Source organism: Pseudomonas sp. TWI628, assembly GCF_039673865.1.
GTDB lineage: Bacteria > Pseudomonadota > Gammaproteobacteria > Pseudomonadales > Pseudomonadaceae > Aquipseudomonas.
Map to the genome: position 1 here is coordinate 156,194 of NZ_JBDJMM010000001.1, position 14,560 is coordinate 170,753.

Sequence of the window (14,560 nt, forward strand, 5' to 3'; positions counted from 1 at the left end):
GAACAGCATGAAATTCAGTGAACAGTGGCTGCGCGGTTGGGTAAACCCGCAAGTCTCCCGTGACGAACTGGTCGCCCGCCTGTCCATGGCCGGCCTCGAAGTCGACAGCGTGACCCCCGCTGCCGGCCAGTTCAGCGGCATCGTCGTGGGCGAGATCCTCGCCACCGAACAACACCCGGACGCCGACAAGCTGCGCGTGTGCCAGGTGAGCAACGGCCAGGAAACCTTCCAGGTCGTGTGCGGCGCGCCTAACGCCCGCCCAGGCATCAAGATCCCGTTCGCCATGATCGGCGCCGAGCTACCAGGCGACTTCAAGATCAAGAAGGCCAAGCTGCGCGGCGTCGAATCGTTCGGCATGCTCTGCTCGGCCGCCGAGCTGCAGATCAGCGAAGAAAACGACGGCCTGCTGGAACTGGCTGCCGACGCCCCGGTGGGCGACGACATCCGCCAGTACCTGAGCCTGGACGACGCCAGCATCGAGATCGGCCTGACCCCGAACCGCGGTGACTGCCTGTCCATCGCAGGCCTGGCCCGCGACGTCAGCGCCCTGTACGACACCCCGGTCACCCGCCCAGTGGTGCCCGCCGTTGCCCCGGCCCACGACGAAGTGCGCCCGGTCGAAGTCAGCGCCCCGGCTGCCTGCCCACGTTACCTGGGCCGCGTCATCCGCAACGTCGACCTGAGCAAGCCGACCCCGCTGTGGATGGTCGAGCGCCTGCGCCGCAGCGACGTGCGCAGCATCGACGCCGCTGTCGACATCACCAACTACGTGATGCTCGAACTCGGCCAGCCGATGCACGCCTTCGACCTCGCCGAAATCAACGGCGGCATCCGCGTGCGCATGGCCGAAGAGGGCGAGAAGCTGGTCCTGCTCGACGGCCAGGAAGTGGCCCTGCGTGGCGACACCCTGGTGATCGCCGACCACACCCGCGCCCTGGCCATCGCCGGCGTCATGGGTGGCGAGCACAGCGGTGTGAACACCGAAAAAACCCGCGACCTGTTCCTCGAAAGCGCCTTCTTCGAGCCGATCTCCGTGGCCGGTAAAGCCCGTTCCTACGGCCTGCACACCGATGCCTCGCACCGCTACGAGCGCGGCGTCGACTCGCAGCTGGCCCGCGAAGCCATGGAGCGTGCCACCCAGCTGATCCTCGACATCGTCGGTGGCGAAGCCGGCCCGATCGTCGAAGCCGTCAGCGAGCAGCACCTGCCAAACGTCGCCCCGGTCACCCTGCGCGCCGACCGCATCACCCAGATGCTCGGCATGGAGATGGACCCGGCCCAGGTCGAGCAGTTGCTCAACAACCTCGGCCTGGCCACCAAGCCAGATGGGGCAGGGCAGTGGATGGTAAACGTCCCAAGCCACCGCTTCGATATCAGCCTGGAAGTCGACCTGATCGAAGAGCTGGCCCGCCTGTACGGTTACAACAACCTGCCCGTGCGCTACCCGCAAGCCCGCCTCGCGCCGCAAGCCCGCCCGGAAACCCGCGGCGAGCTGCCAAACCTGCGCCGCCTGCTGGTCGCCCGCGGCTACCAGGAAGCCATCACCTACAGCTTCATCGACCCGAAGCTGTTCGAGCTGTTCAGCCCAGGCGTCGAGCCGCTGCTGCTGGCCAACCCGATCTCCAACGACATGGCCGCCATGCGCGCCTCGTTGTGGCCGGGCCTGGTCAAGGCACTGCAGCACAACCTCAACCGCCAGCAAGACCGCGTGCGCCTGTTCGAAAGCGGCCTGCGCTTCGTCGGCCAGCTCGGTAACCTGCAGCAGCAGCCGATGATCGCCGGCGTCGTCACCGGCAGCCGCCTGCCAGAAGGCTGGGCGAACGGGCGCGACACCATCGACTTCTTCGACGTCAAGGCCGACGTGGAAGCCCTGCTGGGCTACAGCGGCGCCCTGAGCGACTTCACCTTCGCCGCCGGCAAGCACCCAGCCCTGCATCCTGGCCAGACCGCTGTGATCCAGCGCGACGGCAAGGACGTCGGCTACCTCGGCGCCATCCACCCAGAGCTTGCCAAAGCCCTGGACCTGGACCGCCCGGTGTTCGTCTTCGAGCTGGTGTTGGGTGATGTGGTCGAAGGCCGCCTGCCGAAATTCAGCGAACTCTCCAAGTTCCCGGAAACCCGTCGCGACCTGGCCTTGATCGCAGGACGTGATGTAGCGTCTCAAGACGTGCTTGAAGTAATTCGTGACAATGCAGGCGAATGGCTCACAGACCTCAGGCTGTTTGATGTCTACCAAGGTAAAGGCATTGATCCAGATAGAAAAAGCCTTGCCGTTGGCTTGACCTGGCAGCATCCATCGCGCACTCTTAACGACGATGAGGTGAACACTACCCTGCAAAACATCCTCACCTCGCTCGAACAAAGGTTGAACACCACGTTAAGGAAATAACGGCATGGGTGCTCTGACGAAAGCTGAGATGGCCGAAAGGCTGTACGAGGAGCTGGGGCTTAACAAGCGTGAGGCCAAGGAGCTGGTCGAGCTGTTTTTTGAAGAAATTCGGCACGCACTTGAAGAGAACGAGCAGGTCAAGTTGTCCGGTTTCGGCAACTTCGACCTTCGCGACAAACGCCAGCGGCCGGGCCGCAACCCCAAGACTGGGGAAGAGATCCCGATCACTGCACGGCGCGTCGTCACCTTTCGTCCAGGGCAGAAGTTGAAGGCCCGGGTTGAGGCCTATGCTGGAACCAAGCCATAACGACGAACTGCCCCCCATACCGGGCAAACGCTACTTCACCATCGGTGAAGTGAGCGAGTTGTGTGCCGTAAAGCCACACGTGCTGCGGTATTGGGAGCAGGAGTTTCCTCAGCTAAACCCTGTGAAGCGGCGGGGCAACCGGCGGTATTATCAGCGGCAGGATGTGCTGATGATTCGCCAGATCCGCGCGCTGCTGTATGACCAGGGGTTCACCATTGGCGGGGCGCGGTTGCGGCTCTCCAGTGATGAGGTGAAGGATGAATCGAGCCAGTACAAGCAGTTGATTCGGCAGATGATTGTCGAGTTGGAGGATGTGTTGGTGGTGTTGAAGAAGTGACCTGGGGTTTTTCTGATGAGTGGAAATTTTTTGAGAAAAAGGTTTCATTTATCAGGAGGTTAGGGTACATTCTTCAACGTTCTCGGCAAGATTGAGAACATGCTTCAAGCCCAGTCGGGGCGTAGCGCAGCCCGGTAGCGCACTTGCATGGGGTGCAAGGGGTCGAGTGTTCGAATCACTCCGTCCCGACCATTATTTAAACAACTAAGCCACCTTCGGGTGGCTTTGTTGTTTCTGGGCATAGTGACTTTCGAGTGACTTCGCCTTTTTCACATTCCAGTCCTCCACTTCGAGATCGTCAGCACTGGCCCTCTGGAGTCAGTAGTTGAAACTTTGTTTGCTGCCTCAATCAGCTGACCAAGCTCCGCGCCGGAGTAGTGAAAGGTCACGCTAAGAAAGACGCTTATGTCCAGCTCGGGCACATAAATTTCCCAATCCCACCTCAGCTTGCATACCTCCTGCTCTCGGCAGTCGGTGTTCACCTTGAACAGGCTCATCCGTCGCAGGTGGTCTGGCAACTCTTCGAAAATAATCGATTGGTCCTACCAGGTCATGGGGTATGGCTTTCGGCTCGCTTACTTCTCCTCGAGCTTGGTTAACAGCGGATTGCTGTTGAGCCAAGTCCTGCGTTCTTCGTCCCGTCGCTTCCTGCAAGCCAACCACAACACGCGAATTGCACGCTCACTCCCTACTTTATTGTCCCGTCCGGCAGCACGCTGTCAGCCTTCCGGACCCGTATAAAGGCGCCAACGCCTAATCATCTATATGCGTCTGTATGATCATGGCGACTCGGCCATCTCTGCCTGGCTCGGTGCGGTGGTAGTCATACGCGCTTGTCCGGTACTCGCCACCCGCGTAAACCAGGTCGGTGCCTTGGTGAACCATGTCGGCTCTGCCGTCTGCCGTCCATGGTCGACCGCCGCCCTGCTGGCGATTGCCTTCATGCAGGTACATCACGAACTCGCCTTCGGCATGGCGCAGAGGCTCATAGCGGTGGTAGATCTGTTCGCCGGTAAGCACTCGCGAGACGAAACAAAGCGGTGATCGTGGATTGCCGAGTGCTCAAAGCAGCTGCGGCGGGGCAGCTCTGGGTGCCACAGGTGCAGGCGCTGCTCACCCTGCAGCTGCACCTAGACAAAGCCCAGGCCGTGTATTGTGATCTTGTCGGTCCACACGTCGTCGATGATCGTAGCAATAGCTCTCCATGCCCGCGCATGTCGGCGGGCTTGAGTAGTACGGGAAGGGGTAGGGTGTTTCCACGCTAGGTAGATAAACTTACGAAAATCCCTTTGAGCGGGATGAGTAGGGTCCAGACTTGACACTAGGGTCACACGCCTCCTTATTAGAAAATGAGTTGAAAGCGTAAGCCATCGCTGGACAGGGTTTGGCGGTTTAGGTACTTTTCGTGCAACACTGCCAGCACAGAGATAGAGCTAAATGGACTTTGATTTTTCGGTCGTCTATGACTCAGACGAAAATGAGTTTGACGGTCTCGACATGTATTACGGCGCCCGCTCAATGCAGGGAATCTCTGAGGCCATCGCCATTGCAACACACGGCATCGTCAACGAGCGTTTCATTAGTAAGTCCACCGCAGCAAAGGGATTCAAGAATCGTTTCAAAACCAGTTTCGAAGGCTCTTTCAAGCAAAGATTCAGAATCACCTTTACTTCACCAGAAACAGTTTCGAAAATTACAACGCTAGGTGCAAAAAGCTACCTTCAATTACTCAAGCACACGATCAACCAAGTAACCGGAAATGATGTAGAAATCACTAGGCGCACTGCAATAGCAAAAGCGCGCAAGATGTACTTCAGCGAAGACATCACACATCGCCTCACCACTTCGCTTAAAGAAGTTCACACGCCGATAAAGCATCAGGGATATAAGGCCACACTTTATGCGGGCCAGACGCCGCTTGCAGTGTTCAACCAAAAATCACTAAGTTACTTGGAAGAAGAAATCCCAAGTGCGGAGAAAGAGGTTCTGGTTGTCGGCATTAGTCGATTCAATGCCCGAACAGGCACAGGGAGGCTAATTTTTGATTTAGATGAGGACTCATACAGCTTCGTCCCTTCGATGACGCTCACCCGATCAGTCAAACGAGATATAATTGCTAGTTTGAGAGGCGTAGCCGACAATGAGTTCATACCTTTACGTGCCGAGGTGACACGTGTGACGTTGAACGATGAGTCAACGAAATATTTCCGCATTCACCAGATTCAAAAAATCCAGCCTGCCAATGAAGGTTAATATAACAGTCATAGTAAGCACCTTGCTAGGCTGCCTGTATTTCATCTATTTTTATCTCTTAGATGAACCACTTAACGGCGGCAGTCTGGGGACGATGGGTGACTTCATCGGGGGGAATATAAACCCCATACTGACTTTTATTTCGACAGTACTGCTAATTGAAACTCTTGCACTACAAAGGAAGGCCACTGCGGTCGCCGTAAAACAGGCGGAGGACGCAAAAAAGAGCTTTGAAGATCAGAAGTTAGTAGCTAGAATTCAGATTTTTGAAAGCTCTTTTTTTAATCTTATCAACCTTTGCCTAGATGAGTGTAAAAGCGCCGAAGTTACGCACGGATCAAAAACCATGGCGGGCCTCAAGGCATTCGAATTCATCGAAAAAGAATTCTCCAAACGCAGAGAAGACGGACATGATCCTAGTGAGTCATTTCAAGAGCTCGACGACACACATGGGGATATCTGTTTTAATGCGATAAAAAGCTTTGGAAATCTCTTTGCCTTCATTGATGAGAGCGCGCCAGCTAGCGAGAAAGATAAATATATATCAATTGCTACGCGAATGCTGCCCGCATGTATTATTTATTTGATTTGCATCGCCAAGCTGCACACAGAATGGGGAGTCACGAAACCATTCAGCAAGTGCAGTTTTTTTGAGAAAAAAGGGATTGTTGACCTTTTAGAGGGTTACAGTTAGCGTCTTAATCAATCAGTCGTGTCAAAAATCAGCAACTCCGTCAAACTCCTCATAACGGTCCCTTTGGGGGATAGGGATTCAATCTAGGTATCGGGCTGCTGGTGTCGGGCTGCAGCAGCAAATCGATCGACTGCAGCGTGGTAGGGGAGCTACCTGTGATCTCATCTTTGCCCAGCAGCGCGAGACAAGACCCAATTGCTTGTAGAGCTTAACCAGATGGCGGGAAGCCTCGGCGAAGCACTTGGCCGAAGTCGAGTGGCTGGGCAGGCGTGCGAGGCGGTGCCTAACGGAATTCGCCATCGCAGCGAGTAGGCGTATAGAATGAAGTGAAACGGTCGGCAGAACGCCGTGGAGGAAATTGACTTGCGCTGTGCGCTACGGTGTGGGAACTTCAAGGGCCCAAAAAATTGAGGAGATGTTGATGTCCCCTTCAGAATTCTGTTGGTCGTTCTCGCTATCGGCGTCGGTGTCGGCACGTGGATGAAAATCAAGACCGAAAGCGTTCAGATCGACGCAGTTGGCGAATGCGACAATATTTCTGACCCCGACAAAAAGCGGGAATGCCTCGAGCAGAAAACAAATGAGCTGGTGAAACCTTCGGCTGGGAAGGCATCGGCTCAGACCAATGCTCAGTGACTTTTGAAGTGACTTCGTTCGGATCGGTTCGTCACCGTTGAGCTTCGTTGCAGCGAGCACACGACGGAAAGACTTGTTATATCATGTGGTTACAGGTGCTGGCCTTGCGTGGGGTGCAAGGGGGTGAGTGTTCGAGTCAATCCGTCCCGACCATGATTTAAACAAGCTAAGCCACCTTCGGGTGGCTTTTTTGTTTGTGAAGGATTTACGGGTTATTGGATGCTGGCTATGAATGTAGAATGCTGCGTAATCCGTCACAAGGGTAGACCATTCTTAAGTCTTAAGGGCATCTATGAGGCTAGCGTTTGTTCCTCGCGTCGGAGCTGCTCCCAGGCAAAGTAAGCGCCAGACCTGGAAAAAACCTCGGTTGAACATGTATCAATAAGTTACCACGAACGCCGTGAGACTGCACTTCCCTAAAAAATCAGGACACGGCGAGCTAGGTGCAGAAGTAATCGCAAAATTAATATCGATCGTTGACTAGGAACTATTGGTTGGCAGCGAGTGGCTTAAATCCAATGGGGTAGGGTCAGGATATCAGGCGGCGTTTAGCATTTTCTGCATACTGCTCAAGAGCCGCATCCGCATCTGAATCGCTAATAGCTTCGAAGAGAATTCCTCCCGCATCTCTATTCATTTCTTTCATGAACTCTCGAAATGAATCCTCTGTTGAGGTTATCCAAGGGTTGAAATGCATTGCGCGAACTAGTGCCCGCACAAGTGGCTCTCTCGATGCAGTGTTTGGGCGTTCAACAATAGCCTGGCGAATATCTGCTGTTTTAAGTATCAAGCGAAGGGCTGCCTCTGGGGCGTTTGGCTCTGCGATTGTAGCGATGTGCATATTCCACCAAAGCCGTGAGATGGCATTGTCATCACGAATTCCAGTCCGGCCCTGCGCAAAGAAGTGATCTTTTACAGCCTTGTCCAGATCTTCGCCCTCAGACTTCTTTACCCAGCGTGCACGGGCGTAGTGCAGGCATTCAATGTGGCAAAGGCGCACCCAGACCCTTTCCTCCCTTGCTAGGGCGGGCGTCATCCCCTCGATGGCTTTGTAAACGATTAGGGAGTTTTCTATATCCGCCTCAGCGGTCGCGGCAGTCCCATCTAAACATTGGAGCGCTTCAATATCAATTCTGACTTTGTCGCTAGTAATCTCCCAGCCGTTCTCCTCGCTCAGCACAAGAAAATCACCATGGCTATATCTGTCTCTATTGGTAGTGATGTTGTCTCTAAGAGAATCGACTACCGACTGTGCAACATATTTAAGGGGGGAGGCGGTCAAGGGTTATTCTCCTGTTAGTGCGCCAAGGTTGCGGCCGGGATACTCTAATAGCAACTGCGCAGCATTGAATATGGACATGCTTTCATCTATGCGAATTCCTTTGTCGTCACACTTTGCAAGGAATGGTTGGTGCCAGCGGAATGACTCGTACTCGTCTGCGCATCGGAGGATGTCCAGTACTTCCATTACTGCAGGTAGGTATATAGCATTCAAAAGTATTGCCTTGCCGTTTTTTTGTTCTCTCAGCTGAGCAATGCTATTGAATGTTTTCGTGTCAACCTGGATGGATATCTGATTGCTGTTTAGCTCAATCTTGATCTGGCCATCGGAGAGCTTTTCCGATTTGATGAGGTTGAATATGCTCTCGATTGGCTTGAGTTTTGCCTGCCCAACACTAATTACAAGTTGTTCGCCAACTGCTAAGATTTCACCGGTGTTGAGTGAAATAGGGGGGGCGAACTCGGGGTGGATGGTTTCAGCATCCCACTGGATTGTGTCTGATTTTAACCAAATGATAGGTTGAAATGTAACCCGATTCAATAGTAAGCCGGGTTTAAAGTCAGAAACACCAGTAGGCCAAGCCATGGTCCTCAGGCTAGTAAAGAATGTATCGCCGCATTTTATGAAGCAACCGACTGTAGCTTGATTGCTTTCTATTAGGGCGCGAATGTTTGGCTCAGTCAGCGTGATAGCGTGCTCTAGGGTAACAGAGCCAGTGGAGCGGTTCTCCTGTACTTGGATGTCCATGCTGAACTCGCCGGAGACATAGTCTCCTGTGCTCGGGCTCAATACCGGATGAGGGAAACGTGTTTTTTCTGTGATTCTCATTCGGCTGACACCTCTTCAGAACTGAATGCTTCCACTTCTATGGGGCCGTCATACGCTTCGCCAAATTCAATAGAGATAATCTTGCGTTCTCCTTCTATGACATCTACTAGTATTTTTCCGTCCTTGATAATGGCCGCCTCTACTTTGCTCGGGTGCAAAGGTTCTGGCGTATTAACGCCGGTAGCTTGGATCTTTAGCTCCAAGCGCCCTGATACTGGGGCGCTGAAATATAAAGTCCTCCTTTTGGTCGTGTCACCCAAACGGTTTCGAACGTCCTCTAGGTTGACTGCAGTTCGTCTGATTGGCCTTTCTGCGCCGCCGCCGCCAACATTGCCTCGGCCTCTTCGTTGTCCACCATTGCCTCCATTTCCAGAATGCGTGTAACCTTCAGTTCCCTTAGTGGGAATATTTCTCCTTTGAGTGTTCGTCCGCGTCGCCGAGTAGGTGTAGGTCTCAGGGTCATTCTCAGCCAACGGATCAGCTTCGGGTTCTGATTTGCCATGATAGGCAAAAAATTTTCCAAGCTCATCCAGAACCAATGAGTCTTCTGCATGGACCGTGGTTGATGTCGTGATCATTTGTCGTAGCTTTTTTCCTAAGCTACGCATAGCCTTTTCAGCAGAGCGTCTGATTTCCGGGGCAGAAATTCGTTCTGCAGAAAAAGCATTGTGTGCAGGGTTTTCTAGCTTTTTCAGGAGTTTTCCAGAACTTTCATCGCAGGGCTGGATTAGTGCGATAAAATCAGCTCCGGAGAAACGAGAGCTTGAGAATGCATGGCCAAAGTTTCGAAGGTTATCAGTGATCAGCATTCCGTTCCGAACAAAGCCTACGCGTCTTGGCATGTCAACTTCGGTCAATATTCGAACATTGAGTTTACCTAGTTCGGGTATGTCAATTATCTCCTCTGTCGCAGCTTCTGAAACCAAACAGCGATAAAGCTGTCTTGCGAACTCGAGTTCGCTCAGGTGGCCTGACTCATCTGCGGCGTCCATGATGTCTTGACGAGATAACAAGCCTTCAAGTGTGTTGCTGTTTATTTTTATTCTTCCGGAGTCCACCTCGAACTCCATCTCGTTTTTCTGAATCGCTACGAAAAAGTTTGAAACGAGCGAGTAGGTCATTCGCTCTGCCCATTTCGGAGAGTCTCGAAATCCGACGCTGAGAATGGAGGTGCCGATCTCTGATCTTTTCATGCACGCTGGTGCAAGAGATTGTTCAGAAATTGCACGAAAACCGTCTGGATATCCCCAATATCCAGTTGCGCGACGATAGACGCCATTTTCATCTTGGTGGGATACCAGCTTGACTTTACCTTGTGCGGCAAAACATGGTTTTCCTTGGTCTCCGATGTAGAGAGTGGAATACATCACGGTTTGCAGGTCAGAAACCGCAAATGTTGCATTCTTCCCAATGCCGTAGGAGCCACCAGAGGTCTCACTGTCCTTGGTGCTGATTCCCGAAGACTTGAGGAGAGAATTGAAAACCGAGCCGATTTTTTCCGGAGGCCCAGTCAATCCTTTGGTGTTGTAGTCTGAAATCCTGAGCACAGGAATCGTATCTTGGGACGCGACGGCACACGCGTTCTTGAAAAATTCCTTCTCCTTTTCCGTGTGAGCCTGGCTATAGCAACAATCCAATGCAGCCGCAAGGGTGTCGTAAAAAGGGAGATTTCTGCAGGGCTCCTGAGTGAGGTCAAAAGTCATGCGGACTGGTGCCCCGTTACTCAGGCCGGCGTCCCTAGAGTTTTGGCCTGCTTCCCTGGCGCAGCTAGCATAGGGATCGTCACGAAATGTTTCGATCCCGGCATCTGAAAGGCCTTCTTGCTCGCCAGCCTCATTTTTCAGGAATTCAAGTATTGGTGTGCTCATATTCAGGTGTCCGTACAGTTAACCAGTTGCTGACGTGCTTAAAGCTTGAAGTCGCCACCTGAAGAGTTATCCGCATCGGCGAAGCGAGCTTTTGCCTGATCAAGCTCTTTCTGTAGCGTCTTGAAAATCTTCTTTACATCGTCATCTGTAAAGGTGTAGGCATTTCTGTTCGAAAGGTTTCCGATAAGCCTCAGGTCATTCAGTGATCTGTTTACCCTCTGTTCAGCAAGGCGAATGAATTTTTCCCGTTTTGCGTCCATAGAACCCTCTGAATTTTCAGTTTTTTCCTACAACATTTCCGAAATATTTATAAAATGTTTGTAAATTGTCAAGCATGGGATGATGTCGAGCGCAGCTTGTTTGCTGTTATTGATAGTCGTTTTCATATGGGCGCAGTGCGCCGAGAGTGCACGAGGCTAGGAATGGGCTGCTGGTGAGGGCGCTTATGCTTGAATGTCGGGCCAGGACAGGCATTTTTGGTTACAATCGAGGATTGCTTCAAAGAGCCAGTCCATACCGGACTCTGGGCCACGAATGCCGCATTCCCACAGTTCGATGACCCGCCAGCCAAGGGCTAGCAGTTGCTGCTTTGTCCTGGCGTCGCGTGAAACGTTCTGTTCAAATTTAGCTTGCCAAAAATCTTGGCGGGTACGTGGAGTGGTGGCATTGCGGCACCCCGGATGCCTGTGCCAGAAACAACCGTGAACAAAAATGCAGACCCGATAGCGAGGTAGCACCAGATCAGGCTTCCCAGGAAGGTCCTCTTGGTGAAGGCGATATCTGAAGCCTTGCCGGTGTAGCATGCGTCGTACCTTCATTTCTGGTGACGTGTTGATGCCCCGGATGCCCGCCATCATGCGAGACCTGACTTCCTTACTGACTATGTCCATGAATCAAGACCAGATGCCGTTAGACCTCACTGAGGATACACCTGTTGAGCTGTCAGATAGACTTGCTCAGCCGATTCAGGTAGTAGACCTGTTTGCCGGCCCGGGCGGGCTTGGAGAGGGCGTTACCTCATATGGCAACGGTGAATGTTTCCAGATCGTCGTGTCCGCAGAGAAGGATGAAAAAGCCCATAAAACCCTTCGTCTCAGAGCGTTTTACCGTCTGCTCAGGAAACACAAGAAAGACTGCCTGCACGAGTACTACGACTACTGCAACGACCCTTCGAGGATCGAGTTCACACCCTCGGAAAAGACCCTGCCGCTTTGGGAAGAAGCAGCACGCGAAGCCAGGTGCATTGAATTGGGCAGCCTTGAGGGAAACAAGGAGCTGGATGAAGCCTTGGATGATCCCATCACTGGCTTGGATGAAAAGCGCCCTTGGGTGCTTATCGGCGGGCCACCATGCCAGGCGTATTCGGTTGTCGGTCGTGCGCGGAATCAGGCTAAGGTAGACTACAAGGCGGAGGAAGATCACCGTCACTTTCTCTATAAGGAATATTTGCGAATCATCCGGGAAAAGCAGCCAACCGTTTTCGTGATGGAAAACGTGAAGGGTATCCTGTCTTCGAAGATTAACGGCGAGCTGATTTTCTCCAGTATCCTGAAAGACCTCTCCAATCCTCACAAGGCTTTGCTTGGTGTTGGTGAAGGCAAGCGCTATCACATCTACTCACTTGTAACAGGTGCCCATTTTGGGCCTGATGATGAGGTCAGCAAAATCGACCCTAGGGATTTCATCATCCGAGCCGAGAAATATGGAATTCCGCAAGCTCGACATCGTGTCATCCTGCTTGGGATCGCGGAAGACTCCATACCCGCCGAACTGAGACATGTGATGCTCGAGGGGGATGGCGGGAGAGTCACTGTAGGCCAGATCCTGGATGATTTGCCGAAACTGCGTAGCAGTTTGACCAAGGTGCCGGACAGTAGGGAGAGCTGGGCTTCTGTTATTGACAATGACGTGGTGAGCTATCTCCGGAGCCAGATTGGACTTCCCAGGGATATGTGGGATGAACTGGGAAGGATCAAGAGCGAGTTCAAGGCGCCCGAAAATGCTGGAGGGCGGCGTGTTAGGCGATCGGAAGCCCATATAGATGGTGCAACCGGTATTAAGGCCCTAGATACTTGGTACATAGATAGCAAACTCAAATATTGGTTAAACCACGAAGCGCGTGGCCATATGGAAAGTGACCTACGTCGCTACATGTTTGCTGCCGTTTACGCCAAGTTGCATGGCTTCTCACCCAAAGGGCACAAAGGATTCAATCTGGAAGGTTTGGCACCAAATCACAAGAACTGGGAAACTGGGGTATTCAGTGATCGCTTCCGCGTACAGGTAAAGAATCATCCAGCAACCACTATCACCAGCCATATCTCCAAGGATGGGCATTACTTTATCCACTACGACCCTGCTCAGTGCCGTAGTTTATCGGTGCGTGAAGCTGCACGTATACAGACCTTCCCGGACAACTATTACTTCCAAGGTAACAGGACAGAGCAGTTTCATCAGGTTGGTAACGCAGTGCCTCCGCTCCTTGCAAACAAAATTGCTGGCGTCGTGTTCCGAATCCTGGCCGGCAAGGTGAAGGCGTTTGACGAAGCTAAAGCGACCGCACAGAAGGACAGCACGGGGGCTTGTGCTTTGGTCGAGTAGTCTACGGAAGCATTGTGTCGCACAGATACGAACCGGCACAGTCGCGGTAAAACCCGGAGGCACTATGGGAAAGGGACTCTGGGGAAGTTATAGTTGACGTCTTTGGTTTCCTAGGTGGATTGGACTGACCTTGGCCACCGCCATGGCTCACTCCACCCACCGCCACAACGGCTCATCCAGCAACCCAACCCCCCGTAACTGTGTCTGTCCTTGGTGCTTCTCCAGCTCCAGCACATTGCACCCCTCACACGCCGTCAGCTCCTCGATCAGCGGCCTGCTGTGCGACACCACCCACACTTGGCTACGTTGCGAAGTGCGGATGATCAGCCGCGCCAGCGCCGGAAGCAGGTCGGCATGCAGGCTGGTCTCCGGCTCGTTCAGCACCATCAGCGATGGCGGCCGTGGCGTCAGCAGCGCGGCCATCAGCAACAAATAGCGCAGGGTCCCGTCCGACAACTCGGCACCGCCCAGCGGTCGCAGTAGCCTGTGGTGGTGCAACCTCACGCTGAACAGGCCGCCCGGTTGCGCGTCGATCTCCAGGCGGCTGCCGGGGAATGCATCCTCCAGCGCGGCCACGAGGTCTTCCACCTCACCTATCTCAATGATGGTCTGCAGCGCCGAAGTGAGGTTGCGGCCATCGTGGTGCAGCACTGGCGAGCGGGTGCCCAGCTGGGGCTGGCGGCAGGGCGCATCGCGGTCGATGCGGAAGTGATCGTAGAACCGCCAGCTGTTGATGAACGCCCGCAGCTCGCCGATCTCTGGCGCTTGGCGGGGGCGTCCGACGATGTTGAAGAAGCTCTCACAACTATCGGCATGTTGATCGAGCACCGTCCAGCTGTTGCCCTCCCGGGCACGCACCATGGCGTTCTTGCGCTCTACCAACAAGGAAGAGGGGCGGTAGGCTCCAGCACCCCAGATGGCTTCAGACTTGATCTCGGGATCGAGCATGAATGCAGTGGGATAGGGCAGGGGAATCGGCAGGCCGAGCGAGATGGCAAAGCCGAAATCCTCGGTGGCAAAACCCAAGCGCAGGCGTTTGACGTCGCTCGGATGCTGGCCTTGGATGGGCACCTCACCGCGCTTCATGCGTGCACTCATCTCAGGCCCGGCCCACCAGGTCGAATCCAGTCCGCCTTCACGGGCAAGTGCTTCGATCACGCCGCCCTGGGCGGTTTCGGCGAGCAGGCGCAGGGCCTTGTAGAGATTGGATTTACCGCTGCCGTTGGCACCCGTCACCAGATTAAGTTGGCCTAGTGGCAACACAAGGTGATTGATCGAGCGGTAGTTGCCGATGGCGAGGGTGGTGAGCATCCGGTGCGTCCCAGCTTGAACTGAGTGACCGATTGTGGCCGAACTGGGTTGGCG

The 14,560-nt window shown here is 53.8% G+C and carries 13 protein-coding genes, 1 tRNA gene and 1 pseudogene; 8 read left to right on the forward strand and 7 right to left on the reverse strand.

Translation table 11 applies throughout. The features are described 5' to 3' along the window. Positions 1 to 7 precede the first annotated feature (7 nt). The 4 genes from pheT (at position 8) to ABE528_RS00850 (ending at position 3,225) form a co-directional block, all read left to right on the forward strand. Complete coding sequence (gene pheT / locus ABE528_RS00835) at positions 8 to 2,389, forward strand: phenylalanine--tRNA ligase subunit beta (RefSeq protein ID WP_346651864.1); 2,382 nt, start codon at positions 8 to 10, stop codon at positions 2,387 to 2,389. A gap of 4 nt (positions 2,390 to 2,393) precedes the next feature. Next, the gene (ihfA, locus tag ABE528_RS00840; RefSeq protein ID WP_003250679.1) at positions 2,394 to 2,696 is read left to right on the forward strand and encodes an integration host factor subunit alpha; all 303 of its coding nucleotides are present in this window, start codon (positions 2,394 to 2,396) and stop codon (positions 2,694 to 2,696) included. Then, on the forward strand, positions 2,677 to 3,033 hold the full coding sequence (locus ABE528_RS00845; protein WP_008100384.1) for a MerR family transcriptional regulator: 357 nt from the start codon (positions 2,677 to 2,679) through the stop codon (positions 3,031 to 3,033). Before ihfA ends, ABE528_RS00845 begins: the two co-directional genes overlap by 20 nt. Before the next feature lie 115 nt (positions 3,034 to 3,148). After that, positions 3,149 to 3,225 (forward strand) — tRNA-Pro (locus tag ABE528_RS00850). 77 nt (positions 3,226 to 3,302) lie between these two features. Here the strand turns inward: ABE528_RS00850 and ABE528_RS00855 are convergent. Beyond that, positions 3,303 to 3,716 (reverse strand): annotated as a pseudogene (locus ABE528_RS00855) (hypothetical protein); the annotation flags it as partial. Between the two features lie 754 nt (positions 3,717 to 4,470). Here ABE528_RS00855 and ABE528_RS00860 point away from each other — a divergent pair. From ABE528_RS00860 to ABE528_RS00870, 3 genes are all read left to right on the forward strand, one after another. Then, a complete protein-coding gene (locus tag ABE528_RS00860) occupies positions 4,471 to 5,286 on the forward strand; it encodes a hypothetical protein (RefSeq protein ID WP_346651865.1) in 816 nt (271 codons plus the stop codon). Then, positions 5,276 to 5,980 (forward strand): hypothetical protein, encoded by a 705-nt coding sequence (locus ABE528_RS00865; protein ID WP_346651866.1) that lies wholly within the window; start codon positions 5,276 to 5,278, stop codon positions 5,978 to 5,980. Before ABE528_RS00860 ends, ABE528_RS00865 begins: the two co-directional genes overlap by 11 nt. Before the next feature lie 480 nt (positions 5,981 to 6,460). Next, on the forward strand, positions 6,461 to 6,616 hold the full coding sequence (locus tag ABE528_RS00870) for a hypothetical protein (RefSeq protein WP_346651867.1): 156 nt from the start codon (positions 6,461 to 6,463) through the stop codon (positions 6,614 to 6,616). A gap of 529 nt (positions 6,617 to 7,145) precedes the next feature. Here the strand turns inward: ABE528_RS00870 and ABE528_RS00875 are convergent. From ABE528_RS00875 to ABE528_RS00895, 5 genes are all read right to left on the reverse strand, one after another. Beyond that, entirely contained in the window at positions 7,146 to 7,898 is a 753-nt protein-coding gene (locus ABE528_RS00875) for a DUF6339 family protein (RefSeq protein ID WP_346651868.1), read from the reverse strand. A 3-nt stretch (positions 7,899 to 7,901) separates the two neighbouring features. Further along, entirely contained in the window at positions 7,902 to 8,726 is an 825-nt protein-coding gene (locus tag ABE528_RS00880; RefSeq protein ID WP_346651869.1) for a hypothetical protein, read from the reverse strand. Next, the gene (locus tag ABE528_RS00885; RefSeq protein WP_346651870.1) at positions 8,723 to 10,594 is read right to left on the reverse strand and encodes a hypothetical protein; all 1,872 of its coding nucleotides are present in this window, start codon (positions 10,592 to 10,594) and stop codon (positions 8,723 to 8,725) included. The genes ABE528_RS00880 and ABE528_RS00885 overlap by 4 nt, the downstream gene beginning before the upstream one ends. Before the next feature lie 38 nt (positions 10,595 to 10,632). Next, positions 10,633 to 10,854, reverse strand: a complete 222-nt coding sequence (locus tag ABE528_RS00890) for a hypothetical protein (RefSeq protein ID WP_346651871.1) — start codon at positions 10,852 to 10,854, stop codon at positions 10,633 to 10,635. 183 nt (positions 10,855 to 11,037) lie between these two features. Continuing rightward, the gene (locus ABE528_RS00895; RefSeq protein WP_346651872.1) at positions 11,038 to 11,484 is read right to left on the reverse strand and encodes a very short patch repair endonuclease; all 447 of its coding nucleotides are present in this window, start codon (positions 11,482 to 11,484) and stop codon (positions 11,038 to 11,040) included. Between ABE528_RS00895 and dcm the strand changes: the two genes are divergently transcribed. Then, entirely contained in the window at positions 11,396 to 13,195 is a 1,800-nt protein-coding gene (gene dcm, locus ABE528_RS00900) for a DNA (cytosine-5-)-methyltransferase (RefSeq protein ID WP_346651873.1), read from the forward strand. The genes ABE528_RS00895 and dcm overlap by 89 nt on opposite strands. A gap of 147 nt (positions 13,196 to 13,342) precedes the next feature. Here the strand turns inward: dcm and ABE528_RS00905 are convergent, their stop codons facing one another. Continuing rightward, a complete protein-coding gene (locus ABE528_RS00905; RefSeq protein WP_346651874.1) occupies positions 13,343 to 14,506 on the reverse strand; it encodes an AAA family ATPase in 1,164 nt (387 codons plus the stop codon). Positions 14,507 to 14,560 lie beyond the last annotated feature (54 nt).